At 73.4% G+C, this 24,642-nt stretch carries 25 protein-coding genes; 16 read left to right on the top strand and 9 right to left on the bottom strand.

Going from position 1 to position 24,642, the window contains the following annotated elements; genetic code table 11:
- Positions 1-12 precede the first annotated feature (12 nt).
- From ACIO9K_RS23140 to hemQ, 3 genes are read left to right on the top strand one after another with little or no spacing between them, the layout of a single operon-like run.
- Positions 13-585: a Uma2 family endonuclease gene (locus ACIO9K_RS23140; RefSeq protein ID WP_363618745.1), complete on the top strand. Its 573-nt coding sequence runs from the start codon at positions 13-15 to the stop codon at positions 583-585.
- A gap of 34 nt (positions 586-619) precedes the next feature.
- On the top strand, positions 620-2,053 hold the full coding sequence (gene hemG / locus ACIO9K_RS23135) for a protoporphyrinogen oxidase (RefSeq protein ID WP_400332563.1): 1,434 nt from the start codon (positions 620-622) through the stop codon (positions 2,051-2,053).
- Positions 2,050-2,775, top strand: coding sequence for a hydrogen peroxide-dependent heme synthase (hemQ, locus tag ACIO9K_RS23130; RefSeq protein WP_363580394.1), 726 nt, complete (start codon positions 2,050-2,052; stop codon positions 2,773-2,775). Before hemG ends, hemQ begins: the two co-directional genes overlap by 4 nt.
- Positions 2,776-2,827: 52 nt before the next feature.
- On the opposite strand, the gene ACIO9K_RS23125 is transcribed toward hemQ, so the two are convergent.
- From ACIO9K_RS23125 to ACIO9K_RS23115, 3 genes are all read right to left on the bottom strand, one after another.
- Positions 2,828-3,610, bottom strand: a complete 783-nt coding sequence (locus ACIO9K_RS23125; protein WP_363618742.1) for a TIGR04222 domain-containing membrane protein — start codon at positions 3,608-3,610, stop codon at positions 2,828-2,830.
- 69 nt (positions 3,611-3,679) lie between these two features.
- A complete protein-coding gene (locus tag ACIO9K_RS23120; RefSeq protein ID WP_400332559.1) occupies positions 3,680-4,777 on the bottom strand; it encodes a TIGR04222 domain-containing membrane protein in 1,098 nt (365 codons plus the stop codon).
- Between the two features lie 40 nt (positions 4,778-4,817).
- Entirely contained in the window at positions 4,818-6,131 is a 1,314-nt protein-coding gene (locus tag ACIO9K_RS23115) for a DUF692 domain-containing protein (protein ID WP_400332556.1), read from the bottom strand.
- 267 nt (positions 6,132-6,398) lie between these two features.
- On the opposite strand from ACIO9K_RS23115, the gene ACIO9K_RS23110 reads away from it, so the two are divergent.
- From ACIO9K_RS23110 to ACIO9K_RS23075, 8 genes are all read left to right on the top strand, one after another.
- The gene (locus tag ACIO9K_RS23110; RefSeq protein WP_400332553.1) at positions 6,399-7,319 is read left to right on the top strand and encodes a GNAT family N-acetyltransferase; all 921 of its coding nucleotides are present in this window, start codon (positions 6,399-6,401) and stop codon (positions 7,317-7,319) included.
- 116 nt (positions 7,320-7,435) lie between these two features.
- Entirely contained in the window at positions 7,436-8,239 is an 804-nt protein-coding gene (locus ACIO9K_RS23105) for a hypothetical protein (protein WP_363618734.1), read from the top strand.
- Between the two features lie 121 nt (positions 8,240-8,360).
- The gene (locus tag ACIO9K_RS23100) at positions 8,361-9,374 is read left to right on the top strand and encodes an MBL fold metallo-hydrolase (protein ID WP_363580406.1); all 1,014 of its coding nucleotides are present in this window, start codon (positions 8,361-8,363) and stop codon (positions 9,372-9,374) included.
- Between the two features lie 104 nt (positions 9,375-9,478).
- Entirely contained in the window at positions 9,479-11,290 is a 1,812-nt protein-coding gene (locus tag ACIO9K_RS23095) for an ATP-binding protein (protein WP_400332548.1), read from the top strand.
- Positions 11,287-11,718: a roadblock/LC7 domain-containing protein gene (locus ACIO9K_RS23090; RefSeq protein WP_063349487.1), complete on the top strand. Its 432-nt coding sequence runs from the start codon at positions 11,287-11,289 to the stop codon at positions 11,716-11,718. The genes ACIO9K_RS23095 and ACIO9K_RS23090 overlap by 4 nt, the downstream gene beginning before the upstream one ends.
- Positions 11,715-12,068 (top strand): DUF742 domain-containing protein, encoded by a 354-nt coding sequence (locus tag ACIO9K_RS23085; RefSeq protein WP_350885830.1) that lies wholly within the window; start codon positions 11,715-11,717, stop codon positions 12,066-12,068. The genes ACIO9K_RS23090 and ACIO9K_RS23085 overlap by 4 nt, the downstream gene beginning before the upstream one ends.
- A gap of 55 nt (positions 12,069-12,123) precedes the next feature.
- Positions 12,124-12,768 carry an ATP/GTP-binding protein gene (locus ACIO9K_RS23080; RefSeq protein ID WP_363618845.1) on the top strand — a complete coding sequence of 215 codons (645 nt, stop codon included), beginning with the start codon at positions 12,124-12,126 and terminating at the stop codon, positions 12,766-12,768.
- Entirely contained in the window at positions 12,765-13,955 is a 1,191-nt protein-coding gene (locus ACIO9K_RS23075; RefSeq protein ID WP_400332544.1) for a cytochrome P450, read from the top strand. The genes ACIO9K_RS23080 and ACIO9K_RS23075 overlap by 4 nt, the downstream gene beginning before the upstream one ends.
- A gap of 81 nt (positions 13,956-14,036) precedes the next feature.
- Here ACIO9K_RS23075 and msrB read toward each other — a convergent pair whose 3' ends face one another.
- The 4 genes from msrB to ACIO9K_RS23055 form a co-directional block, all read right to left on the bottom strand.
- Positions 14,037-14,441, bottom strand: a complete 405-nt coding sequence (msrB, locus tag ACIO9K_RS23070; RefSeq protein ID WP_063349491.1) for a peptide-methionine (R)-S-oxide reductase MsrB — start codon at positions 14,439-14,441, stop codon at positions 14,037-14,039.
- 22 nt (positions 14,442-14,463) lie between these two features.
- The gene (gene murC, locus ACIO9K_RS23065) at positions 14,464-15,894 is read right to left on the bottom strand and encodes a UDP-N-acetylmuramate--L-alanine ligase (protein ID WP_400332540.1); all 1,431 of its coding nucleotides are present in this window, start codon (positions 15,892-15,894) and stop codon (positions 14,464-14,466) included.
- A gap of 104 nt (positions 15,895-15,998) precedes the next feature.
- Complete coding sequence (locus tag ACIO9K_RS23060) at positions 15,999-16,460, bottom strand: indole-3-glycerol phosphate synthase (protein ID WP_350885822.1); 462 nt, start codon at positions 16,458-16,460, stop codon at positions 15,999-16,001.
- Positions 16,461-16,526: 66 nt separating this feature from the next.
- Positions 16,527-17,294, bottom strand: coding sequence for a pyrimidine reductase family protein (locus ACIO9K_RS23055; protein WP_363618730.1), 768 nt, complete (start codon positions 17,292-17,294; stop codon positions 16,527-16,529).
- 102 nt (positions 17,295-17,396) lie between these two features.
- On the opposite strand from ACIO9K_RS23055, the gene zapE reads away from it, so the two are divergent.
- The 5 genes from zapE to ACIO9K_RS23030 all read left to right on the top strand — a co-directional run bounded on the left by zapE (position 17,397) and on the right by ACIO9K_RS23030 (position 23,088).
- Entirely contained in the window at positions 17,397-18,443 is a 1,047-nt protein-coding gene (zapE, locus tag ACIO9K_RS23050; protein ID WP_350885869.1) for a cell division protein ZapE, read from the top strand.
- 140 nt (positions 18,444-18,583) lie between these two features.
- Positions 18,584-18,892, top strand: a complete 309-nt coding sequence (locus ACIO9K_RS23045; protein WP_400332535.1) for a helix-turn-helix domain-containing protein — start codon at positions 18,584-18,586, stop codon at positions 18,890-18,892.
- A 43-nt stretch (positions 18,893-18,935) separates the two neighbouring features.
- Positions 18,936-21,029 carry an excinuclease ABC subunit UvrB gene (gene uvrB / locus ACIO9K_RS23040; RefSeq protein WP_363618724.1) on the top strand — a complete coding sequence of 698 codons (2,094 nt, stop codon included), beginning with the start codon at positions 18,936-18,938 and terminating at the stop codon, positions 21,027-21,029.
- A 282-nt stretch (positions 21,030-21,311) separates the two neighbouring features.
- Positions 21,312-21,890, top strand: coding sequence for a TerD family protein (locus tag ACIO9K_RS23035; protein ID WP_400332532.1), 579 nt, complete (start codon positions 21,312-21,314; stop codon positions 21,888-21,890).
- A 217-nt stretch (positions 21,891-22,107) separates the two neighbouring features.
- Positions 22,108-23,088: a TerC family protein gene (locus ACIO9K_RS23030; RefSeq protein ID WP_363580424.1), complete on the top strand. Its 981-nt coding sequence runs from the start codon at positions 22,108-22,110 to the stop codon at positions 23,086-23,088.
- 94 nt (positions 23,089-23,182) lie between these two features.
- Here ACIO9K_RS23030 and ACIO9K_RS23025 read toward each other — a convergent pair whose 3' ends face one another.
- Both ACIO9K_RS23025 and ACIO9K_RS23020 read right to left on the bottom strand, forming a co-directional pair.
- Positions 23,183-23,836 carry an MBL fold metallo-hydrolase gene (locus tag ACIO9K_RS23025; protein WP_363618722.1) on the bottom strand — a complete coding sequence of 218 codons (654 nt, stop codon included), beginning with the start codon at positions 23,834-23,836 and terminating at the stop codon, positions 23,183-23,185.
- A gap of 48 nt (positions 23,837-23,884) precedes the next feature.
- Entirely contained in the window at positions 23,885-24,619 is a 735-nt protein-coding gene (locus ACIO9K_RS23020; protein WP_400332528.1) for a maleylpyruvate isomerase family mycothiol-dependent enzyme, read from the bottom strand.
- Positions 24,620-24,642 lie beyond the last annotated feature (23 nt).

The following is a 24,642-nucleotide window of genomic DNA, read 5'->3' as shown; positions in this document are numbered from 1 at the left end:
TATCTTGGGAGCATGAGCGAGCTGCCGGACTGGATGTACGCGCCCAGAGACGAGGGCTGGTTTGCCGATGACCTCGACCACCTGCCGCAGGCGCCGCGCCACACCGAACTGATCGATGGGGCGCTGGTCTTCGTGATGTCTCCGCAGCGCTGGTGGCACGGTGAAGTTGTCGACAACCTGAAGATGGCGCTGATTCCCCAGGTCCCGGAAGGGGCCAGGGTCGGGCGGGAGATGTCGATCAAGCTCGACAGGCGGAACCGTCCCGAGCCGGACGTTCTCGTCGTCAAGGCCAATTTCGAGAGAAAGCGCACGCAGTTCACTCCTGATGAAGTCCTGCTCGTCATCGAGGTCGTCTCGCCTGAGTCCGTAGACCGTGACCGTTTCGTCAAGGTCCGCAAGTATGCCGAGGCAGGGATCCCGCACTACTGGATCGTCGAGGAGGAAGAGGGCGGTCGGCCAGCCGTACACGTCTACGAGCTGGACCAGGCGACCTCGGCGTACGTGCCCGCCGGGATCTTCCGGGAGTCGTTGGAGCGCCCGGTGCCGTTCCCGATCATGATCGACCTGAACGCGCTGGCGGATTGAGGGCCCGGTGTAAAGACCTGCGAGACTGCGAGGCATGTCGGATGCACAGGTCGTCGTCGTCGGTGGTGGGATCGCGGGGCTGGCTGCGGCCGCCTTTCTGAGCGGGGCCGCCGGGGGGCCGGTGCGGGCGCGGGTGACGCTGCTGGAGGCGTCTGAGCGGGTCGGCGGGAAGCTGCGGGGCGGCGAGGTCGGCGGGGTCCGGGTGGACCTGGGGGCCGAGTCGATGCTCGCGCGGCGGCCGGAGGCGGTGGAGCTGGCACGGGCGGTCGGGCTGGGCGAGGAACTGGAGCCGCCGACCACCGCGAAGGCCTCGATCTGGACGCGGGGCGCGCTGCGCCCGCTGCCGGGCGGGCAGGTGATGGGCGTCCCGGGCGATCTGGACGCGCTGGCGGCCTCCGGAGTGCTCACCGCCGAGGGGCTGGAGCGGGCCCGGCACGAGGGCGCCACCGAGGTCGGGGACGACGTGGCGATCGGCCGCTACGTCGCCGACCGGCTGGGCCAGGAGGTGGTGGACCGGCTGGTCGAGCCGCTGCTGGGCGGCGTCTACGCCGGGCGGGCCGAGGAGATCTCGCTGCGCGCCGCCGTGCCGCAGCTGCTGGCGATCGCGCGGGGCGGCGGCTCGCTGGTCGACGGGGTGCACGAGCTGGCCTCGCGGCCGAAGGTGGTCGGCACCCCGGTGTTCCAGGGCCTGCGCGGCGGGCTCGGCACCCTGCCGGAGGCCGTCGCCACCGCCTGCCGGAAGGCGGGCGTGGACCTGCGCACCGGTGCGCAGGTGGACGGGCTGCACCGCACCCCCGGGGGCTGGCGGGTGGTGACCGGCGACGGCGAGGTGCTGCACGCGGACGCCGTGGTGCTGGCCGTCCCGGCGCCGGCCGCGGCCCGGCTGCTGCGCGCGGACGCGCCGGCGGCGGCCGCCGAGCTGGACGCCGTCGAGTACGCGGGCATGGCGCTGGTGACCCTGGCGTTCCGCCGGGCCGACCTGGCGGAGCTGCCGGCCGGCAGCGGGTTCCTGGTGCCGCCGGTGGACGGGCGGCGGATCAAGGCGTCGACCTTCTCCTCCAACAAGTGGGGCTGGCTGGAGCGTTCCGCCCCGGACGCGTTCCTGCTGCGTACCTCGCTGGGCCGCTACCGGGAGGAGGAGGCACTGGAGCTGCCGGACGAGGAACTGGTGGCACGGTCGCTGGCGGACCTCCGGGAGGCGATCGGCCTGACCGCCCGGCCGTACGACACCGCCGTCTCGCGCTTCCGGGCGGGCCTGCCGCAGTACCCGGTGGGCCACCTGGACCGGGTGGCCCGGGTCCGGGCGGCGGCGGCCGGGGTGGGGGGACTGGCGCTGTGCGGCGCCGCGTACGACGGGGTCGGCATTCCGGCCTGCATCGGCTCGGCGGCCGCCGCGGTGGCCGCCCTCGACAAACTGTTGACCCCGGCAACCGGGGAAGGTTCCACGGAGAGGACAATGGGCGCATGACTGAGACCGTTGAGCGGCAGCCGGAGCAGCAGCCCGAGAAGAAGAAGGCGCGCGACCTGAACCAGGTCATCCGCTACACCATGTGGTCGGTGTTCAAGCTCAAGGGCACGCTGCCCGAGGACCGGACGGCGCTGGCCGCCGAGGTGGACGAGCTGTTCGCCCAGCTGGCCGCGAAGGACGTGACGGTGCGCGGCACGTACGACGTGTCCGGTCTGCGCGCGGACGCCGACCTCATGGTCTGGTGGCACGCCGAGGACTCGGACGACCTGCAGGAGGCGTACAACCGCTTCCGCCGCACCGGCCTGGGCCGCCAGCTGGAGCCGGTCTGGTCCAACATGGCGCTGCACCGCCCCGCCGAGTTCAACAAGTCGCACATCCCGGCGTTCCTCGCCGACGAGCGCGCGCGCGACTACGTCTGCGTGTACCCGTTCGTCCGCTCCTACGAGTGGTACCTGCTGCCGGACGCCGAGCGGCGCGCGATGCTCGCCGAGCACGGCCAGATGGCCCGCGGCTACCCGGACGTGCGGGCCAACACGGTGGCCTCGTTCGCGCTCGGCGACTACGAGTGGCTGCTCGCCTTCGAGGCGGACGAGCTGCACCGCATCGTCGACCTGATGCGCGACCTGCGCCCCTCCCGGGCCCGGCTGCACGTCCGCGAGGAGGTGCCGTTCTTCACCGGCCGCCGCAAGCCGGTCAGCGAGCTGCTCAACGGCCTGGCCTGAGTTCCGCGGGATCGGTGAACGGGGTCCGCTTCGGCGGGCCCCGTTTCGCGTGTCACGTCCGGTGGGGGCGGAGGGCGGCGCGCAGGCGGGGGTCGGGGAGGACGGCGGGGCCGTTCATGGCGACGGCGGTGAGCAGTTCGCGCTCCTCGTCGTCCGCGAGGCCGTGCTGGCGGGCCGGGCGGACCTCGCGCAGCACCTCCTGGCCGACCGGGGACGCCCAGCGGGTGTAGGGGTAGACGTCGACCCGGGCCATCAGCAGGGTGCCCGAGGTGAGCACCAGCGGCAGCGAGAACCAGGCGAGCGGGGTGACGGTGTCACCGCCGGTGAAGCCGCTGAGGGTCAGCGCGGCGGCCAGCAGGAGAAGCGTCAGCAGCAGTGCGTGCCGCACCTGCCGGACCACCAGGACGGTGCTGCGCTGGACCAGGGCCGGGGTGGCCAGGCCGGCCAGCGAGAGCCGGGCGCCGATCTCCAGGACGGTCGGGTGCTCGGCCATCGCCCGGCGCAGCCCGTCGGTGCGGCACTGGCCGTCGGGGCCGACGGTGACGATGACCGCGCGCTCCAGGCGGCTGCGGCCCCGGGGGTCGACCACCGTGGTCCAGCCGGTGTGCGCCAGGTGCAGCCGGCCCCGGCCGGCCATCAGGACGAGGGCGAGTTCGACCACCCGGTCCGGGCCGCCGGCCAGGTAGGCCGTCTCGTACAGCCCGATCCCGACGGCCTCGGGCGGGTGCAGGCCGTCCGCCTCGGCCAGGGCGTCGGCGGTGGCGGTCGTCCGGACGAGTCGGAGACACGAGAGGACCGCCGCGACGCACGCCGGTATCAGGAACAGCAACCACATGGGCTTGTTGTATGCCTGGGCCGATGGCGCGGGGAACGGCTTCCCGGACCGCGATACCGAACTGTGACGTCAGGAGCCGCAGCCGCCGCCGCCACCGCAGCTCGACGAGGACGACCCGCAACTGGAGGAGGACGACCCGCAGCTCGACGAGGAGGAGCCGCAACTGCTGGAGCCGGAGCCGCAGCTGGAGGACGAGGATCCGCAGCTGCCGCTGCTTCCCCCGCAGCCGGAGGAGCCGGAGTGGGAGGAGCCGCACCAGGCCGTGGAGCCCCCGCAGGGGGACCCGGACGAGCTGCACGAGCTGGGGGGAGAGCTGGTGGAGGAGCCCGTCGAGGAGGAGGCGGCGTAGGAGCTCGCGGCGGCCGACTTCACCGCCTCGTCCTGGGCGGCCGCGGCCAGCATCGCGGACCGCAGTTCGTCGTCCTCCAGCCCGGCGGCGGCCAGCCCGCCGAGCGCGAGGGCGCCCAGCAGCACGCCGCCGGTCGTCTTCGGCGACAGGCCGGCGCTCGGCGTCCACGGCGTGCCGACCTTCATCAGGGAGAGCTGGCGCCGCCCGGCCGGGGTGATCCGGCCCTTGGCCGGCCAGGTGACGAGCAGGCTGATCCCGCCGAAGACCAGGAGCACCACCGGGATCCACAGCGCGGGGCGGTCGGAGCCGGCGCCGCCGTCGTCCAGCACGTGGGAGAGGACGGTCGAGACGGCGACGCCGAGCAGGGCGAGCCAGAGCAGCCGCCGGGCGGTGCGGGCCCGCCGCAGCCGCTCGGGGTGGCGCATCAGGCCGCGGTCGGCGAGCCGGTCGCCGATCTCCTGCACGGCGGCGGAGCGCATCACGGCCCGGCGCAGCGGGGCGAGTTCACGGCTGCCGCCCGGGCCGACGGCGTCCAGGACGGCCTGGTCGACGGCGTCGTACGGCTTGTGCCCGGTGAGGGTGACCAGGCCGGCGCGGCTGATCACGGCCCGCTCGGAGAGGTGCATCCGGATCAGGGCGGTGTCGAAGACCCGGCCGGGGCCGCCGGACAGGAAGGCGGCGTCCATCAGCGGCAGGCCGCGGCCCGGCAGGCCCTGGACGTGCGGGACGTGGCCGACCCGCTGCTTGGTCCGGGACGCGTACAGCGAGGCCGCCACCAGCAGGACGGCGGGGATGACGAAGTAGGTGTTGTGCCACATGGGCGGGTTCCCCCCGAAGGTGTGCGGTGAAGGCGGGTGCTCAGCGCCGCAGGGCTCGGCGCAGACGGGCGAACGCGCCGGGCGGCCGCTCGGCGGCCGGGTGGAGCCACTGCTCCAGGGACCGGCGGTGGTCGGCGGCGAGCGGGCCGCCGTCGGCGAGCGCCCAGGCGGCGAAGGCCCGGGCGTCGGCGCGGTAGCCGCCGGTCTGCGGGTGCCGGCGGGCGTAGTCGAGGAACAGCGGCCCGTACGGCCGGCCGAGCAGGCGGGGCAGTTCGGGGGCCACCTTGGCGACGGTGTCCCGCCGTTTGGTGGCCAGGCCGGTGGACTGGGCGCGGACCTGGTCCGGGTCGAAGCCGGGCGGGACGGGCCCGCCGGCCACCAGGGCGGCGAGCAGGTCCTCCTGGCGCCGCGCCAGCCGGGCGCGGGTGCCGCTCGGGCACGCGCCCGCCGCGGTCCCCCGGGGCTCGGCGCGGGGGGCCGGTGGGGCCGTCCGCGGGGTGCTCCCCTCCAGCACCCGGCGGATGGCGTCCAGTTCGCCGGCCAGCTCGCTGGGCGGCGGGAAGTCGGCGTCCCGTTCCAGCAGGACGCCGGGTGGTGCGACCCGTGCGCAGAGTTCGGCCAGGACCTCCAGCACCGGTTCGGTGACGGGGTGGGCGTGGGTGTCGTGCCAGACGCCGTCGACCAGGGTGCCGCCGGCGACGTGGACGTAGGCGAGCGCCTCCAGCGGCAGGCGGTCCAGTTCGGCGGCCGGGTCGATGCCGAGGTTGACCCGGTTGGTGTGCAGGTTGGCGACGTCGATCAGCAGCCGGACGCCGGTCCGCTCGACCAGTTCGGCGAGGAACTGCCCCTCGGTCAGCTCGTCGTCGGGCCAGGCCAGCTGGGCGGCGATGTTCTCCAGGGCGAGCGGCACCGGGAGCTGGTCCTGGGCGATCCGGACGTTCTCGGCGATCACCCGCAGCGAGTCCCGGGTGCGGGGGACGGGCAGCAGGTGGCCGGCCTCCAGACCGCCGGCCCGGACGAACGCCAGGTGTTCGGTGACCAGCGGGGAGTCGAGGGCGAGTGCCGCCTCGGCGAGCTTGGCGAGCCGGGCGGGGTCGGGCAGGTCGGCGCCGCCGAGGCCGAGAGCCACGCCGTGCGGGACGACGGTGACGCCGCGGGCGCGCAGGACGGTCAGGGACTCGGGCAGGTGGTCGGCGCAGATGTTCTCGGCGACCACCTCGACCCAGTCCAGGCCGGGTTGGCGTTCGACGACGGTGTCGATCTCGCTGCGCCAGCCGAGGCCGACGCCGAGGCGGGGGGCGCCGTCCCGCGCCGGGATGGCGGAGCCGGGCAGGTCCAGGGCAGGGGAGGTCATCGGTTCGCCCCCTTTCGGAGGGCCGGGTGGGGAGGCCGCCGGGTGGTGCGGGCTTCGTCGCCAGGACCGCGCGGCCGTGTTGCTGAGGATGTCCCCGGGTGGGACGGCTGCCAAGCCCCGCCCGGTCTTCTCAGAGCATTATTTGAGCTTGCCGCTGCGGGGGTGAGGGACTTTGGTCCCGAGCCGGGGCCGTTGCCGCAGGTGAGGCGCACCGGCGCGGGGAAATCCGAAGGCGCCGGACGGGCGTCGGAGCTAGCGTGGGAACCCATGACTTCTTTGACGATCCGTGACTTCCGCCCCGACGACGCCGAGGCCGTGGCCGCCGCCCACCGGGCCGGGCGCGAGCACCTGGTGATGACCTCCGAGGCCCTGCTCTGGCTGAACGGCCGGCAGAGCCCGGGCGAGCACTTCCGCACCTTCGTCGCCGAGCTGGACGGCCGGGTGGTCGGCGCGGTGCGCTGTGCGGTGGTGCTCGGGACGACGACCACCGGCGTCGGGTACGCCAACGGCAGCGTGCTGCCGCAGTTCCGGCGGCGCGGCGCGGCCACCGCGCTGCTGGCCGCGGCCGAACGGCACCTGTCCGGGCACGGAGTGAGCGAGCTGCACACCTGGCTGGACGACGAGCCCGCCTCGCTGGCCTTCGCCGCCGCCCGTGGCTACGAGCTCGGGCGCGCGGCGCAGTTCGGCGGAAGGGACTTGGCGCTGCCGCTGCCGCAGGCGCCCGTGCGGCCGGCCGGCGTCGAGCTGCGCCCGGCCGGAGACTGGGCGGCCGACCCGCGCCCGCTGTTCCTGGTCGAGGCGGACGCCATCCAGGACGAGCCCGGCGAGGTGCCGATGGACGCCCTGGACTACGAGGACTGGCTGCGGGGCGACTGGGCCCGGCCGGACCTGGACCGGGCGCTGACCGTCGTCGCCGTGGTGGACGGCGAACCGGCCGCGTTCAGCATGGCGCAGACCGACGGGGTGGACCGCTACTGGTCCGCGTTCACCGCCTGCCGCCGGGAGTTCCGCGGGCGCGGGCTGAGCAAGCTGGCCAAGCTGGAGTCGCTGCGCCTGGCGGCCGCGGCGGGCTACCGGCGCGCGTACACCTCCAACGACGAGACCAACGCGCCGATGCTCGCGATCAACGCGTGGCTGGGGTACGAGCGGTGCGCGGGGGAACGCAAGGGGATCAAGCGCTTGAAGTGACGCCGGGTGCGGCGATCCTGACGGTGGGAATTGCCGCGAGGGGGGTATTTCCGGCCACGGAGGGGACTTAACCAGAGCACACAGTTCGTGGTCGAGTCTTCCTCCGTGGGGATGATATGGAGATCCTGCTCCAGGTGTTCATCGCATCGGTTCCGGCCGTGATCGGATTCCTCGCGGCCCGCTCCCTCGCCCGGACCAGACTGTTCCTGCGCTACGGCTTCCTGCGGGCGCTGCTGGCGCCGTACAGCCGGGTGCAGATCATCACGCCGAGCATCGAGGTCGCCGAGTTCGCCTTCACCACGGACGGCTGCCAGCTGACCAGCCGCGGGCCGAAGAACGTGCTGTTCATGCCGATGGCCGAGGCCAGGGCGATAGCGGGGCTCACCGACCTGCTGCGGAAGGTCAACCGGAAGGCGACGATCGAACTCGTGGTGGCCGGCGCGCAGGATCCGCGGATGCCGACGTTCTCGATCGGGGGCCCGAGCGTCAACTCCTATTCCGGCGGCGTGCTGGACGCGGTGTTCCCGGATTTCGCCATCGAGTACCCGGACGAGGCCCGCGCCCGGTGGGGCGGAATGACCTTCGAGGCGCTGTACAACCCGGCCGGGGAGCTGATCCGCGACCACGGCTTCATCTTCGTGACCCGCACGCCCCGGCAGGCGCCCTGCGTCGTGCTCTGCGGGGTGTTCGCCTTCGGCTCCGCGATGGCGGTGGAGGCGTTGACCGGGGCGAGCCGCAACTCCCCGCTGGCGGCGCTCTTCCGCTCGGGGGAGAAAGGATTCGTCGCGGTGGAGGGGCGGGTGATAGGCCTGGACACCGTCGACGTCACGGTCGAGGTCTGCCGCACCCTGCCCGCGCCCCGGTCCGACGTCCCGTCGGGATTCCGGGGCGAGGTGTCCACGGGTCGTCCCGACGGTTGAGACGATTGGTCTCGACCACGAGGGGCGAAACCGGACAGCTCGGGAGAGTCTGGGGCAGCAACTCCTGGCGGCCGTACAGGTTTTGCCCCGCCCCTGACACACTTTGGGCATAATCGCGCACATGACGATCAACCGTGCGAACGTGAGCGCGATTGCCGAGGACCTGTACGTGTGGCTCCCCCCGAAGCGGGGCTGGGGCCTGGCCAACTGCGGGCTGCTGGCCTCGGCGAAGACCGCGCTCTGGATCGACACCCCCTACGACCCCACCCTGGCCGGGGAGTTCCTCGCCGCCAGCCGCCGCCTGCTGCCGGCCGGGGTCGAGGTCGACCGGGTGATCGTCACCCACGCCAACGGCGACCACCTGTGGGGCGCCGGAGTCGTCCCGGACGCCGAGGTGATCTCCACCCGCGAGGCGCTGGAGCACATCCACTACGAGCCCACCCCGCAGCAGCAGCACGCCCTCGTCGTCGGCGGCGACCCGGACTCCCCGCTCGGCGGCTACCTCAGGGAGCACTTCGGACGGTTCGACTGGTCCGCCACCGACCCCGTGCACCCCGACACCGTCTTCACCGGCGAGCTGGAACTGCGGGTGGGGGAGTACCCGGTGCAGGTGACCGGCCTGCCCGCCGCCCACACCGGCGGCGACCTGATCGTCCACCTCCCGTACCAGCGCGCCGTCTTCACCGGTGACGTGATCTTCGGCTCGACCCCCGAGTACCCCGGCGACCACCCGGTGCACTGGGCCGGCCCGCTGGAGAACGTGATCACCGCCTGTGAGCGGATCCTGGCCACCGGCGCCGAGATCTTCGTCCCCGGCCACGGCCCCGTGCTCGACCGCGACGGCGTTCGCCACCACATCGCCTACCTGACGTACGTCCGGGAGCGCGCGCACGCCCTGCACACCGCCGGGATCCCCGCGCTGGACGCCGCCCGGCGGGTGATAGCCGAGCAGCGCCACCCCGAACTCGGCCTGCCCGAGCGCCTGGTGCTCACCGTCGCCGCCGAGTACCGGCACCTGGACGGCACCGAGGTGCCGAACGTCCTGGTGGCCATGGGCCAGGTCGCCCAGGTGGCCCGCGAACTGGCCGAGGACGCCGCCCGCAGCCCGCGCCCGCGCGCCGCCGCCCGGGACTGACCGCCCGGGACCGACCGCCCGCCGCGCCCGGGCCGGACCACCGCCGGCCCCGGCCCCGGCAGCAGCCGACCAGCCGGACCCCCAGAGGACTTCCGAGGACTTCGATGACGCAGATCGCGCAGATTGCGCTGATCGCCCTGGCACTGGTCGCCGCCGCGACGGCGGGCGTGCTCGCCCGCGGCCGGGCCCGGGCCCTCACCCGGGCGGTCGCCGCCGAGACCGCCCGCGGACACGGCGAGGAACGCGCCCGCGCCGCCGAAGGCCGGCTGGCCCGCGCCGAGCAGCAACTGCGCGAGGCGCAGGAGGCCGCCCGGCGCGCCACCGAGGAGACCCACCACGCCGAGAGCCGCTACCGGGCCGCCGAGGAGCGCACCCGGGAGGCCGAGAGCCGGGCCCGCACCGCCGAGGACGCCACCCGGGAGACCGAGCAGCGGGCCGCCGCCGCGAACACCCGGGCCGGGGAGGCGGAACGGCGGCTCACCGCCGCCGAGGAGCACACCGCCGCCGTGCTCGCCGAGATCGGCCACCTCGCCCAGGAACGGGTGGCCGCCACCGCCGTCCGGCTCAGCCACGCCAACGCCCCGCTGGTCGGCCCGCTGGACGGGCAGGCCGTCGGCCCCGAGGCCGTCCGGGCGCTGCAGTCCGTCCTGGACGCCGCCTCCGCGGCCCTCACGGACGAGCGCGAACGCGTCGACGCCGCCGCCCGCGCCGCCATGCGCGGCGCCACCTCCCGGATCCAGACCCTGCTCTACCAGATCCAGAGCCTGGTCCAGCAGCTCCAGCACGACAACGACGACCCCCGGCTGCTGGAGGTCGACTTCCGCAACGAGGTCGCGCTGCGCCGGATCCAGACCGTCGCCGTGCTCTGCGAAGCCTGGCCCGGCCTGGCCCGCACCGACTCGCCGCTCGCCGAAGTGGTGGTCGGCGCGCTCTCCCGGGTGCCCGGCTACGCCCGGATCAAGGTCGCCAACCACCTGCGCGAGCAGCGGCTCGCCGTGGTCGCCCGGGCCGCCGAGCCGCTGGCCATCACCGTCGCCGAACTCCTCGCCAACGCCTCCGCCTACTCGCACCCGGAGACCGACATCCCGGTCACCGTCCAGCAGGGCGGCCGCGGCGCGCTGGTGATCATCGACGACAGCGGCATCGGCATGGACGACGACCAGCTGCGCCGGGCCCGCCGACTGCTGGCCGGCCCGCCCGACGTCCTGCTCACCGAACTCGGCAACCCGCCCAAGACCGGCTTCGCGGTGATCGGCAAACTGGCCCGCCAGTACGGCTTCTCCTGCCACATCGAGCCCTCGCCGTACGGCGGGATGCGCACCATCCTGCGCATCCCGGCCGCGCTGGTGACCGTCGTCGACGACGAGCAGCCGCTGTCGGTGCTCACCCCGCTGCCGCTGCGGGCCGGCGCAGGCCCGGCCCCCGCGCCCACCGTCCAGGCCGTCCCGCCGATGCGCGACACCGACGAGGGCGACGGGCCGCCCCCGCTCGCCGACCGGCACAACCAGCCGGGCCCGCACCCCGCGCCCGCCATCCACGCGGTGCCCGACGCGCCGGCCGGCCCCGCCGACCCGGTCGACGACGGCACCGGCCTGCCCAGCCGGCGACGCCGCCGACCGGTCACCGCCGACGGCCCCGGAGCCCCCGAGCCCGCCGCCGGGCCGTCCGCCGCACCGGCCGAGCCGCCCGCCCGGGCCCCCGAGCGGACGCCCGAGCGCGCCGCCGCCCACTGGCAGGCGCTCCAGGAGGGCACCGACTCCGGCCGCGCCGCCGTGGCACAGGCCGCTCGCGGGGCCAGCACGACCGCCGGGACCAGTGCGACCGGCGGGAGCGGCCCGACCGCGGCCGCCCGCGACACCGGTGCCCGCACCACCGCCCGCCCGACCGCCCCGACCCCCGAAGGAGCCGAGCAGTGACCAGCACGCCCAGCCCGACCACCACCGACGAGATCTCGTGGGTGCTGACCCCGCTGCTGGAGCTGCCGGGGGTGCTGCACGCGGTCATCGCCACCGGTGACGGCCTCGTCGAGGGAGCCTCGGACGGGCTCGACCGCGCCTCCGCCGAGCGGGTCGCCGCGATGACCGCCACCGTGCACGCCGCCGCCCGCGCGTTCACCAGCGCCTTCACCGACACCGAACGGCCCCGGCTGGCCCAGACCGTGGTCGAGTCCGACCTCGGCTACGCCGTCGTCGTCCCGGCCGGGGAGAACACCTCGCTCGCCGTGTTCACCTCCCCGGAGGCCCAACTCGGCAACGTGGCCTACCAGATGCAGGTACAGGTCGCCGCCCTGGGCCGTGCCCTCGCGAGTCCGACCCGGCAGCAGGACACCACCGTCCGATCATGACCGCCGTACCCCGCAGGCGGATGGTGCCCGCCTACCTGGCCACCGGCGGCCGCAGCCGCCCCGGCACCGCCGGCTTCGACCGGCTCACCGTGCTGTTCGCGGACCGCGTCGAACCGCCCCGCGAGCTGGAACCCGAACACCAGCGGCTCTGGGAACTGCTGCGCCCCGGCGCGCTGACCGTGGTGGAGGCCGCCGCGCACCTGCGCCTGCCGGTCAGCGCCACCGTCTTCCTCGCGGCCGACCTGGTCGAGGCGGGCTGCCTGCGCGCCCGCGCGCCGATCCCGCGCGCCCAGCAGACCGACCGCTCCATCGTCGAGAGGCTCCTCGTTGGACTCCGTGCGCTCCGGTAGCCCGGCCGACCGGCCGAGCCGGGTGGGCTACCTGCCCGACCGGGACCAGACGCTGATGAAGCTGGTGGTGGCCGGCCCGTTCGGGGTCGGCAAGACGACGCTCATCCGCACCCTCTCCGAGATCGCCACCCTGCACACCGAGGAGGCGATGACCGAGACCGGACGGCCGGTGGACGACCTGGCGGGCCTGCCCGAGAAGGCCACCACCACGGTCGCCGTCGACTTCGGCCGGCTCACCCTGCCCGGCAACCTCGTGCTCTACATGTTCGGCACCCCCGGCCAGCGCCGCTTCTTCCCGCTCTGGCAGGACATCGCCCGCGGCGCCCTCGGCGCGCTGGTGCTCGCCGACACCCGCCGGCTCGCCGACTCCTTCGAGATCATGGACATGGTCGAGGAGCAGGGCCTGCCCTACGCCGTCGCCGTCAACTGCTTCCCGGACGCGCCGGTCCACTCGATCGAGGTGCTGCGCGCCCACCTGGACCTGCACCCCACCACCCCGCTGCTGCTCTGCGACGCCCGCGAGCGCGGGGCCAGCCTGGACGCGCTGATCGCGCTGGCCGAGCACGTCCTCGACGGCCTGCCCGCCGCCCCCGTCGCCCTCGCGGACGCCGCCGACCTCGCCGCCCCGGCGGACGTCACCGAGCCCGCCGTCCCGGCAGCGACCGCCCCTGCCGCCTCCGCCGCCGAGGAGCGCCCGTGACCACCGACACCCGCCCGACCCCCATCTACGGCCCGGTCTTCGCCGCCGACCCGCAGCTGGTCTACGACCGGCTGCGCCGCTACGGAGCGGTCGCCCCGGTGGAGATCGCGCCCGGCGTCGAGGCCCTGCTGGTCACCGACTACCAGGCCGCCCTGGACCTGCTGCGCGACACCGACACCTTCTCCAAGGACTCCCGCGCCTGGCAGCGCACCGTCGCCCCCGACAACCCGCTGCTGCCGGTGCTCGGCTACCGCCCGACCGCCCTGTTCAGCGACGGCGAGGTGCACGCGCGCTACCGCGCGGTGATCACCGACGGCCTCGCCCTGCTCGAACCGCACCGGCTCCAGCGCCGGGTCGCCGAGGTCGCCCACCAACTGGTCGACCGCTTCGAGGCGGCCGGCACCGCCGACCTGATCGCCGAGTACGCCCGCCAGCTGCCGGCCTTCGTCCTCACCACCTGGTTCGGCGTGCCCGAGGAGCACAGCGCCCGGCTGGTCGCCGGGATCGCCGGGATGATCGAGTCCACCGAGAAGGCCGTCGTCGCGTACGGGGACCTCGTCGCGGTGGTCACCGCCATGGTCGCCGAGCGGCGCGAGCGGCCCCGGCACGACCTCACCTCCTGGTTCGTCACCCACCCGGCCGGGCTGGAGGACGACGAGGTGATCCGGCAGATCACCCTCACCATGATCGCCGGGCACGAGCCGACCACCAACCTGATCGGCAACGCCCTGCTGCGCCTGCTCACCGACGCCCGCTACGCCGGCTCCCTCATCGGCGGCGCGATGACCGCCTACCAGGCGATCGACGAGGTGCTCTGGCACGAGCCGCCGCTGGCCAACCTCTCCGCCCACTACCCGCGCTACGACATCACCTTCCACGGTCGGGAGATCCCGGCCGGCGCGCTGGTGCTGGTCTCCTACGCGGCCGCCAACTCGCAGGCCGCGCCGCCCACCGACGGCACCGAGCTGCGCAGCGGCGAGAGCGCCCACCTGGCCTGGGCGGCCGGCCCGCACGGCTGCCCGGCCCGCGACCCGGCGCTGCTGATCGCGATCACCGCGATCGAGCAGCTGACCAGCCGGCTCAGCGACCTGGAACTGGCCACCCCGGCCGAGGACCTGCTCTGGCGCCCCGGCCCGTTCCACCGGGCCCTGGTCCACCTCCCGGTCCGCTTCGCCCCGACGGCCTGAGCCCCGACGGCCCGGGACGCACGAGGGCCCGGGTGTCCGTCCGCACGGAAACCCGGGCCCTCGCGGCGCGACCGGCCGGCCCTACTCGGCCGGCTTCAGCGTCAGCGAGACGCTGTTGATGCAGTACCGCTGGTCGGTCGGCGTGCCGTAGCCCTCGCCCTCGAAGACGTGGCCCAGGTGCCCGCCGCAGCGGGCGCAGCGCACCTCGACCCGGCGCATGCCGAGCGTGGTGTCCTCGATGTACTGGACCCGGTCCCCGGCCAGCGGCGCGTAGTACGACGGCCAGCCGCAGTGGCTGTCGAACTTGGTCTCGGAGCTGAACAGCTCCGCGCCGCAGGCCCGGCAGCCGTAGACGCCGACGGTCTTGGTGTCGGTGTACTCACCGGTGAACGGGCGCTCGGTGCCGGCCTCGCGGAGCACGTGGTACTCCTCGGGGCTCAGCTCGTCCCGCCACTCGGCCTCGGTCTTCTCGATCTCGTAGCTCATCACGGCTCCCGGTCGGGGTACGTCAGACGTTGGAGGCAACGTTCGAGAGGTGCTGCACGCTTCCCCGGATCTCGTCCAGGATGGCGGGGCCCAGGTTGGTGACGTCGCCGGCGCCCATGGTGAGCAGCAGGTCGCCGGGGCGGGCCAGGCCGGCCAGCACGGCGGGGGCGGCGGCGAAGGAGTGCTCGGCGGTGACGTCGGCACCGGCCCGGTGGGCGGCGTCGATGATCAGCTCGCTGGTCACGCCGGGGATCGGGTCCTCGCGGGCCGGGTAGATGTCCAGCACCACCGAGGCGTCGGCCAGCGCCAGGGCCCGGCCCATCTCCTCGGAGAGCTGCTGGGTGCGGCTGAACAGGTGCGGCTGGAAGACCACCAGCACCCGGCCCTCGCCCTCCAGGCCCTCCCGGATCGCCTCCAGGTCGGCGGTCATCTCGGTGGGGTGGTGGGCGTAGGAGTCGATCACCTGGACGCCGCCGGCCTCGCCCTTGAGCTGGAGGCGGCGCCGCACGCCGGTGTAGGCGCCCAGGGCCTTGGCCAGGTCGGCGGCCGGGACGCCCAGCGCGACGCCGGCGGCCAGCGCGGCGACCGCGTTGTGCGCGTAGTGCCGGCCGGGCACCGAGACGGTGAAGGACAGCTCGGCGCCGTCCAGCTCGACGGTGACCTCGCTGGTCATGCCGCGGGCGACCACCGAGCGGACCCGGACGTCGGCGTCCTCGGCGGCGCCGACGGTCACCACGGTGAGGCCCTCGCGGCCGGCCACCCGGGCGGTCAGTTCGCGGGCGCCGTCGTGGTCGGCGGAGACCACCAGGGTGCCGCCGGGGGTGATCCGGCCGACGAAGGTCTCGAAGGACTCGTAGATCTCCTCGATCGAGGCGTAGTTGGCGTGGTGGTCCAGCTCCACGTTGAGCACGATCGCCACCTCGGGCGCGTACTTGTGGAAGCTGCGGTCGCTCTCGTCGGCCTCGGCGACGAAGATCTCGCCGGCGCCGTGGTGGGCGTTGGAGCCGGGCGTGTCGAGGTCGCCGCCGATCGCGTAGGACGGGTCCAGGCCCAGTTCGCCGAGGGCGACGGCGAGCATGCTGGTGGTGGTGGTCTTGCCGTGGGTGCCGGCCACCGCCAGCGCCCGGCGGCCGCCCATCAGGGCGGCCAGCGCGTCGGAGCGGTGCACCACCGGGATGCCGCGCTCGTGGGCGGCGGCCAGCTCCGGGTTGTCGGCGCGGATCGCGCTGGAGACCACCACGCTGCTGGTGCCGTCCGGCACGTGCTCGGCGGCGTGGCCGACGTGCACGGTCGCGCCGAGGGCGCGCAGCGCGAGGACGGTCTCGGACTCCTTGGAGTCGCTGCCGGAGACGCTGGCGCCGCGCACCGCGAGGATCTTCGCCAGGCCGGACATCCCGGCGCCGCCGATGCCGATGAAGTGCGGGGCGTGCAGGTCGTGCGCGGCGTCGTTCAAGGCGGGGCTCCGTAGGGCGGGGGCGGAATGGTCGGGCGGACGGGATGGGGAATCGTCCTCGCGGGCGGACCGCAAGGACGATTCTGCACCACCGGCCGGGATCCCTAGGAGTCGCTGGCGAACAGCCGCAGCACCGGGACCCCCACCTTGTGCCGGGCCTGGGAGGCCCAGTCGCGGTGGAAGAACTCCTCCACGAAGTGCGGTGAGGTGAGCACCACCACCTCGTCCGCGCGGTGCTCCTCGACCGCCGCCCGCAGCCGGTCCAGCGGCTTCTCCTCGACCAGCTCGCCGACCGCCTCGGCCCCGGCCGCGCGCAGGTGGCGCAGGCTGTGTTCGAGCGACTCGGAGGCCACGGTCGGCCCGGACTCGGACTCGTCGTGCTCGTGCACCACCTTGTCGAGGTGGCCGAGCGCCACGTCGTCCAGCGCCCGCAGCAGCTCGTCCTGCTTGCCGCGCGGCTGCATCAGGACGACGAAGGAGACCTTCTCGTCGCTGTGGAGCGTGGTGACGAGTTCCACGTCCGCGTCGGAGAGAGCCTTTTCGATCATCAGTACCGTCTTGAACACGTGAGTCCCTTCCAGTGGCCGGCCCCCGGGCCCCGGCATCGCATTAACGGGATCACGACCCGTCGGTCACGGGGTCGGCGGACGCATGTAGCGGGTGAAGAGGAATCCTTTCTGCTCGATCAATGAGACCAGCCGCATCCGCTGCACGTCAGGCATTTCCGCATCGCGGATGATGCGCGGCGCGTCGCCGCCCGTGATCAACGGAGCCAGCGACAGGCACAACTCGTCCAGCAGACCCGCCGCCGCCAGCTGCCCCAGCAGCCGCGGGCCGCCCTCGCTCAGCAACCGCGTCCAGCCCCGCTCCGCCAGCGCCGACACGCCCGCCCGCAGGTCCACCGACCCCTCCCCGGCGAGCACCAGGTCGGCCACCTCGGCGACCGCCCGGCGGCGCTCCTCGGGCGCGTCCGCGGTGGTGATCACCACCGTTCTGACCAGCGGGGCGGTGAACAGCGGCGCGGTCAGGTCCAGGGTCAGCGAGCGGCTCACGATCGCGATCGCCGGAGCCGGGGCCTGCCCGGCCGCCGCCCGCGCCGCCGCGAACTCGGCCCGGGCCCGGGCCGGCCGGTAGCCCTCCGCGCGGACCGTCTCCGCGCCCACCAGCACCACGTCCGACAGCGCGCGCAGCACACCGAAGATCCGCTTGTCGGCGTCCCCGGACAGGCCCTCCGAGAGGCCCTCCAGCCTCGCCCCGCCGTCCAGACCGGCCACCATGTTGGCGCGCAGCCAGGGCCGCCCCCGATTCACCTGGTCGGGGTACGCGTAGACGGCGGCGAGCGACTCCAGCGAGGCCGGGTCCACGACCGGCTCGCCCAGCGGGCTGATCAACTGTTGCATGCCCTCAGTCTTCCACCGGCCGCCGTCCCGGGGGGCCTGGGACCAGGCGTACCCTCTACTAACGTGCCAGCAGCCCCCCGCCCCGACACCGCGACCGAGTCCATAGCCGCCGCGAGCGCGGCCGGCTCCCCGATCGCGCTCGCCGACCGCCGCCCCGTCGTGCCCGCCGAGCGGCTGGTCGCCGAGATGGTCCCGCCGCCCCGGTTCTCCGACGTGAGCTTCGGGACGTACATCCCGGACCCGAACCAGCCCAGCCAGTACGAGGCCGTCCAGGTCCTGGAGCAGTTCGCCACCACCCTCGGCGGGGGAAACGGTTCCGCACCCAAGCGCAGCTGGTTCCGCCGCTCCGCCCCGGCGCCCACCGGCCCGGCCGGCGTGTACCTCGACGGCGGCTACGGCGTCGGCAAGACCCACCTGCTCGCCTCGCTCTGGCACGCCGCCCCCGGCCCCAAGGCCTTCGGCACCTTCGTCGAGCTGACCAACCTGGTCGGTGCGCTCGGCTTCCAGCAGGCCGTCCGGACCCTCTCCGGTCACACGCTGCTGTGCATCGACGAGTTCGAGCTCGACGACCCGGGCGACACCGTCCTCGTCTCCACGCTGCTCGGCCGCCTCGTCGACAACGGCGTCAAGCTCTGCGCCACCTCGAACACCCTGCCGGAGAAGCTCGGCGAGGGCCGCTTCGCCGCCGCCGACTTCCTGCGCGAGATCCAGGGCCTGTCCGCGCACTTCCGCCCGATGCGGATCGACGGCCAGGACTACCGCCACCGCGGCCTCCCGGACGCCCCGCCGCCCTACCCCGACGCGGCCGTCGACGCCGTCGCCGCCCGGACCCCCGGCGCCTCCCTGGACGACTTCGACACCCTCCTCGCCCACCTCTCCGCCGTCCACCCCAGCCGCTACGGCGCGCTGCTCGACGACGTCACCGCCGTCTGCCTGCGCGGCGTCCGCCAGGTCGACGACCAGTCCACCGCCCTGCGCCTGGTCGTCCTCGCCGACCGCATGTACGACCGCGAGCTCCCCATCACCGCCTCCGGCCTCCCCTTCGACCAGGTCTTCCCCGACGACATGCTCCGCGGCGGCTACCGCAAGAAGTACCTCCGCGCCATCTCCCGGCTGGTAGCCCTCGCCCGCGACAGCGCGAAGACCTGAACCCGTGCCCCCCGCCCCGCCGGGCGTTGCTCCCTGGCCCTGTCCGGCAAGATCAGCCGGACAGGGCCCAGCGGAGCAGAGCGTGAGGCCGAGCATCTGCCCGCCGCCGACCACGACGTCTACGACCGGGAGGAGCAGCGGTGAGCAGCGGTTGTCACGCGCGGTGGGCCGTGCCGCCGGAGCATCGGGAGAGCGAGCAGTACCGGGCGGCCGGGCGGCGGATGGCGCCGGCCGAGGCCGTGTACGCCCGCCGCTCCGCTCTCGGCTGGACGCTCGCCGAACTCGCGGAGCGGTCCGGGCTGGACGAGGCGACGGTCGAGAGCATCGAGGAGAGCGGCGTCGATCCGACCCTGCCGCTGGTCGAACGCCTCGCCGCCGCCTCCGACTCGGTCGTCCGCGTCGACCCGGCCCGCGAGCCGGCCATGAGGTTCGAGGGGCACGCGGCCTGAGGGAGCCGCACCGCTTGTCGGCGGTGGGCCGTACGGTGGACTCGTGCGACCCATCACGAGTATTGAGCGGTCAGTGGCGCCCTTCGAGGTCGTCAGTCCCTTCCAGCCGAACGGGGACCAGCCGGCGGCGATCGCCGAGCTGGAGCGGCGGATCAAGGGCGGGGAGAAGGACGTCGTCCTGCTCGGTGCCACCGGTACCGGGAAGTCGGCCACCACGGCCTGGATGATCGAGCGGCTGCAGCGGCCCACCCTGGTGATGGCGCCGAACAAGACGCTGGCCGCCCAGCTGGCGAACGAGTTCCGCGAGCTGCTGCCGAACAACGCGGTCGAGTACTTCGTCTCGTACTACGACTACTACCAGCCCGAGGCGTACGTCCCGCAGACGGACACCTACATCGAGAAGGACTCCTCGATCAACGAGGAGGTCGAGCGGCTGCGGCACTCGGCGACCAACTCGCTGCTGACCAGGCGGGACGTGATCGTGGTCGCGTCGGTGTCCTGCATCTACGGCCTCGGCACCCCGCAGGAGTACGTGGACCGGATGGTCCCGCTCAAGGTCGGCGAGGAGATCGACCGGGACGTCCTGCTGCGCCGCTTCGTGGACATCCAGTACGCCCGCAACGACGTGGCGTTCACCCGGGGCACCTTCCGGGTCCGCGGCGACACCATCGAGATCTTCCCGGTCTACGAGGAGCTGGCCGTCCGGATCGAGATGTTCGGCGACGAGATCGAGGCGCTGTACACCCTGCACCCGCTCACCGGCGAGATCATCAGCCAGGACGAGTCGGTGTACGTCTTCCCCGCCTCGCACTACGTGGCCGGCCCGGAGCGCATGGAGCGGGCGATCACCGGCATCGAGAAGGAACTGGAGGAGACGCTCGCCCGGCAGGAGAAGCAGGGCAAGCTGCTGGAGGCCCAGCGGCTGCGCATGCGCACCACCTACGACATCGAGATGCTGCGCCAGATCGGCACCTGCTCGGGCGTCGAGAACTACTCGATGCACTTCGACGGCCGCGAGCCCGGCTCCCCGCCGAACACCCTGCTCGACTACTTCCCGGAGGACTTCCTCCTGGTCATCGACGAGTCGCACGTCACGGTCCCGCAGATCGGCGCGATGTACGAGGGCGACGCCTCGCGCAAGCGCACCCTGGTGGAGCACGGCTTCCGGCTGCCCTCCGCGATGGACAACCGCCCGCTGAAGTGGGAGGAGTTCCTGGGGCGGATCGACCAGACGGTGTACCTGTCGGCGACGCCCGGCCCGTACGAGCTGTCCCGCGGCGACGGCCAGGTCGAGCAGATCATCCGCCCGACCGGTCTGATCGACCCGGAGGTGATCGTCAAGCCGACCGAGGGCCAGATCGACGACCTGGTGCACGAGGTCCGCAAGCGGGTGGAGCGGGACGAGCGCGTCCTGGTGACCACGCTGACCAAGAAGATGGCCGAGGACCTCACCGACTACATGCTCGGCCTGGACATCCGGGTCCGGTACCTGCACAGCGACGTGGACACCCTGCGCCGGGTGGAGCTGCTGCGCGAGCTGCGCGCGGGCAGGTACGACGTGCTGGTCGGCATCAACCTGCTGCGCGAGGGCCTGGACCTGCCGGAGGTGTCGCTGGTGGCGATCCTGGACGCGGACAAGGAGGGCTTCCTGCGCTCCGGCACCTCGCTGATCCAGACGATCGGGCGGGCCGCCCGAAACGTCTCGGGCCAGGTGCACATGTACGCGGACCGGATCACCCCGTCGATGGAGAAGGCGATCGACGAGACCAACCGCCGCCGGGTCGTGCAGCAGGCGTACAACAAGGAGCACGGGATCGACCCGCAGCCGCTGCGGAAGAAGATCGGCGACATCCTGGACACCCTCGCCCGCGAGGACGTGGACACCGACGAGCTGCTGTCCACCGGCTACCGCGGGGCCGCCGGGAAGGGCAAGGCCCCGGTGCCGGCCCTGGGCATGGAGCGCAAGCAGGGCGAGAGCCTGCCGGCCGCCGAGCTGGCGGAGCTGATCCAGTCGATGACGGACCGGATGCACGCGGCCGCCGCCGACCTCCAGTTCGAGGTCGCGGCCCGGCTGCGCGACGAGGTGAAGGAGCTGAAGCGGGAGCTGCGCCAGATGAGGGAGGCCGGCGTGGCCTGAGCGGGGGCCGAGGGGGCCGACGGGGGTCTGAGGCGGGTCGAGGCGACCGCCGGGCCGGGCCGGTGTGACACCGGTCAAGCCCGGCGGTGTCTCAGCCTTGCCACAATGCGGCGACCGCCGGGAGGTGCGGGGTGCCGCAGGCCCTAGGCTGGCCTGCGGCATCGACCTCGGGACGGGGTGGTGCGACAGCAACAGGGGGCCTCAGCCGGGGGACGGCACGGGGTGTTCCACCGTGGCGCCGCGCGGGGAGCGACCGCGTGGCCGGGTAGAGAGGACAACGCCGTGTCGGTGAACCTTGCCAAGGGACAGCGGGTCAGTCTCCAGAAGGGGCCGGGCGGCGCGTTGACCGTGGTCCGGATGGGGCTCGGCTGGCAGGCCGCGCCGAAGCGGGGCCTGTTCGGCAGCCGCACCAGGACGATCGACCTGGACGCGTCGGCGCTCCTGTACGCCGAGAAGAGCCCGTCCGACGTGGTGTTCTTCCAGCACCTGGAGAGTACGGACGGTTCGGTCCGGCACACCGGGGACAACCTGGAGGGCGGCTCGGGCACGGAGGACGACGAGGCGATCCTGGTGGACCTGCTGCACGTGCCGGCGCACATCACCCAGGTGGTGTTCACGGTGAGCTCGTACACCGGGCAGACCTTCGCGGAGGTGCGGGGCGCCCACTGCCGGCTGGTGGACGAGACCACGGGCGAGGAACTGGCCCGGTACGAGCTGGCCGGGGGAGGGTCGCACACCGGGCAGATCATGGCGAAGGTGTTCCGTGACGGGGCCGGCGGCTGGGAGATGCAGGCGATCGGCGCGCCGGCCAAGGGGCGGACCTTCCAGGACCTGCTGCCGGCGATCGAGCCGCACCTCTGACGGTTCTTTACCTTCTTTACCTTTCTTTGGGCTTCCTGTTACTCTCGATGGCAGCGGAGGGGAGTATTCCCCCGCAGTTGTCCCCGTCATCACGGGCGCCCACGAGCGGCGCCCCGGGGCGCTGGTCCGTGCGGACGCCCCGAGAGCGGGCCCGACGGGCGGAAGAGACCTCCGGCAGTGACGATGACTGTCTCGCCTACCTGCCGGAGGAGCAGTAGTGGACGTTTCCATAGCCATGTGGGTCACCACGATCGGTGTGCTGATCGCACTGATCGTGGCGGACTTCTTCATCGGAGGGCGCAAGCCGCACGAGGTCTCGGTCAAGGAGGCCGGGATCTGGACCGCGGTCTGGATCGTGCTGGCGCTGATCTTCGGCGGGTTCCTCTGGTGGCACTCCGGTGCGCAGCCGGCCGGTGAGTTCTTCGCCGGTTACATCACCGAGAAGTCGCTCAGTGTCGACAACCTGTTCGTCTTCATCCTGATCATGGGCAAGTTCGCGGTGCCGAGGATCTACCAGCAGCGCGTGCTGATGTTCGGTGTGATCATCGCGCTGGTGCTGCGGGCGGTCTTCATCGCCGGCGGCGCGGCGCTGGTCACCCAGTTCTCCTGGGTGTTCTTCATCTTCGGCGCCTTCCTGATCTGGACCGCCTGGAAGCTGATCAAGGAGGCCCGGGCGGGCGAGGAGGAGGACGAGTTCGAGGAGAACCGCCTGCTCAAGTCGATCGAGCGGCGCTTCCCGTCCACCGACACGTACCACGGCACCAAGCTCTTCATCCGGGAGAACGGCCGCCGGCTGATGACCCCGATGCTGATCGTGATGCTGGCGATCGGCACCACGGACGTGCTGTTCGCGCTGGACTCCATCCCGGCGATCTTCGGCCTCACCCAGGACCCGTACATCGTCTTCACCGCCAACGCCTTCGCCCTGATGGGCCTGCGCCAGCTGTACTTCCTGATCGGCGGCCTGCTGAAGAAGCTGGTCCACCTGTCGTACGGCCTGTCGGTGATCCTCGGCTTCATCGGCGTGAAGCTGGTGCTGCACGCGGCGCACGAGGCGGGCGCGAACGTGCCGGAGATCGGCATCCCGCTCTCGCTGGGCGTCATCGTGGTCGTGCTGGCCGTCACCACGGTGACCAGCCTGATCGCCTCGAAGAAGCAGGAGCGGGCCGAGCGCGAGGCCCAGAAGCTGGACGCCTGACCCCCGCGTGACGGCCGAGGCCCCCGCGACCCGAAAGGGGTCGCGGGGGCCTCGTCGTGCCCGGTGCCCGGTGCCCGGTGCCCGGAGGCCGAGGTCACCAGCCGCGCTCGCGCCACTCCGTGAGGTGCGGGCGCTCGGCGCCGAGGGTGGTGTCGTTGCCGTGGCCGGGGTAGACCCAGGCCTCGTCCGGGAGGACGTCGAAGATCTTCTCGTTGACGTCCCGGAAGAGGCTCGTGAAGGCCTCCGGGTCACCCCAGGTGTTGCCGACGCCGCCGGGGAAGAGGCAGTCGCCGGTGAAGACGTGCGGGTGGCCCTGCGGGTCGTCGTAGACCAGCACGATCGCGCCCGGGGTGTGTCCGACCAGGTGCCGGACGGTGAGTTCCACGTCGCCGACCCGCAGCTTGTCGCCGTCCGCGAGCAGCAGCTCGGTGGGCACGTCGACGCCCTCGGCGTCGTGCGCGCCGGCGGCGGTGCGAGCCCCCGTCACCGCGACCACCTCGGCGAGCGCGGCCCAGTGGTCGTGGTGCCGGTGGGTGGTGACCACGGTGGCCAGCTCGTCGCCGATGGTCTCCAGTAGCACCGGGGCGTCGGCGGCCGCGTCGATCAGCAGCTGCTCGTCGGTGGCCCGGCAGCGCAGCAGGTAGGCGTTGTTGTCGTACGGGCCGACGGCCACCTTGGTGATGATCAGGTGCGCCAGCTCCCGCACGTCCGGCGGCCCGCCGACCTTGACCGCTCCGTGGTACGTCATCCGTCCGCTCCTCGTCCGGTGAAGGGGTTCAGGATCATCTTCGCGCCGTCAGCCCAGCGGGGGAAGCTGGGGGAGGGCGGTGTCGGGGGTAGCCCGGAGGCCGGCGCCGTCGGAGCGGCCGGAGAGCCAGGCGAGCAGGGAGCGGAGGGGGCCCCGGACGGTGAGGACGGGCTCGCCGGTGCCGATCAGGCCGATGTCCCCGGTGTCCTCGGCGACGAGCTCGACGCCGGGCAGGGCGGCGCCGTGCAGCTTGTTGGCGATCTTGTGGAACTCCGTGACGGCGAAGACCTCCGGCCAGTGCGCGGGGGTGTGGCCGGCGTCCAGGTCGACGTGGTGGTACTCGACCTCGGCGAGGCGCTTCCACGGGAGGTCGTGGGCGGGGAAGACGTAGCCGGTGCGGTGGCGGACCTCGACCGTCCAGGCTTCGGCGGGCAGCAGCGCGGCGGCCGCGGCGAAGCGCTCGCGGGAGTCGCGCAGGTCGGCGAGCTGGACGTCGACCGGGCGGGGCGCGCCCTCCTCGATCTGCCGGTCGCGGGCCTCGGTGCTGGCGTACTGCGGGATGTCGGTGCCGGTGCGGGCGCCGTCCAGCAGGTTGACCAGGGAGTCGGCGTTGCGGGCGAGGTGGGCCAGCACGTGACCGCGGGTCCAGCCGGGCAGGGCGGAGGGCTCGGCGACGGCCTCGGGCTTCAGCTCGGCGACGGTGTGCAGCAGGTGCCGGGTGCTCTCCTCGACCAGGGCCAGGTACTGCGCGGCGGCCGCGGCGGCGGTCTGCGGGTCGGTCATCGGATCGGCCTTCTGTGGGAGAC

This window comes from Kitasatospora sp. NPDC087271, from assembly GCF_044744605.1.
Classification (GTDB): Bacteria; Actinomycetota; Actinomycetes; order Streptomycetales; family Streptomycetaceae; genus Kitasatospora.
This window is presented reverse-complemented; position numbering and strand designations above follow the sequence as displayed.

Bases quoted from the DNA above. Each gene is read 5' to 3' on its own strand.
- ACIO9K_RS23140 (WP_363618745.1), top strand. From the start codon at position 13: ATGAGCGAGCTGCCGGACTGGATGTACGCGCCCAGAGACGAGGGCTGG.
- hemG (WP_400332563.1), top strand. From the start codon at position 620: ATGTCGGATGCACAGGTCGTCGTCGTCGGTGGTGGGATCGCGGGGCTG.
- hemQ (WP_363580394.1), top strand. From the start codon at position 2,050: ATGACTGAGACCGTTGAGCGGCAGCCGGAGCAGCAGCCCGAGAAGAAG.
- ACIO9K_RS23125 (WP_363618742.1), bottom strand. From the start codon at position 3,610: ATGTGGTTGCTGTTCCTGATACCGGCGTGCGTCGCGGCGGTCCTCTCG.
- ACIO9K_RS23120 (WP_400332559.1), bottom strand. From the start codon at position 4,777: ATGTGGCACAACACCTACTTCGTCATCCCCGCCGTCCTGCTGGTGGCG.
- ACIO9K_RS23115 (WP_400332556.1), bottom strand. From the start codon at position 6,131: ATGACCTCCCCTGCCCTGGACCTGCCCGGCTCCGCCATCCCGGCGCGG.
- ACIO9K_RS23110 (WP_400332553.1), top strand. From the start codon at position 6,399: ATGACTTCTTTGACGATCCGTGACTTCCGCCCCGACGACGCCGAGGCC.
- ACIO9K_RS23105 (WP_363618734.1), top strand. From the start codon at position 7,436: ATGGAGATCCTGCTCCAGGTGTTCATCGCATCGGTTCCGGCCGTGATC.
- ACIO9K_RS23100 (WP_363580406.1), top strand. From the start codon at position 8,361: ATGACGATCAACCGTGCGAACGTGAGCGCGATTGCCGAGGACCTGTAC.
- ACIO9K_RS23095 (WP_400332548.1), top strand. From the start codon at position 9,479: ATGACGCAGATCGCGCAGATTGCGCTGATCGCCCTGGCACTGGTCGCC.
- ACIO9K_RS23085 (WP_350885830.1), top strand. From the start codon at position 11,715: ATGACCGCCGTACCCCGCAGGCGGATGGTGCCCGCCTACCTGGCCACC.
- ACIO9K_RS23080 (WP_363618845.1), top strand. From the start codon at position 12,124: ATGAAGCTGGTGGTGGCCGGCCCGTTCGGGGTCGGCAAGACGACGCTC.
- msrB (WP_063349491.1), bottom strand. From the start codon at position 14,441: ATGAGCTACGAGATCGAGAAGACCGAGGCCGAGTGGCGGGACGAGCTG.
- ACIO9K_RS23055 (WP_363618730.1), bottom strand. From the start codon at position 17,294: ATGCAACAGTTGATCAGCCCGCTGGGCGAGCCGGTCGTGGACCCGGCC.
- ACIO9K_RS23025 (WP_363618722.1), bottom strand. From the start codon at position 23,836: ATGACGTACCACGGAGCGGTCAAGGTCGGCGGGCCGCCGGACGTGCGG.
- ACIO9K_RS23020 (WP_400332528.1), bottom strand. From the start codon at position 24,619: ATGACCGACCCGCAGACCGCCGCCGCGGCCGCCGCGCAGTACCTGGCC.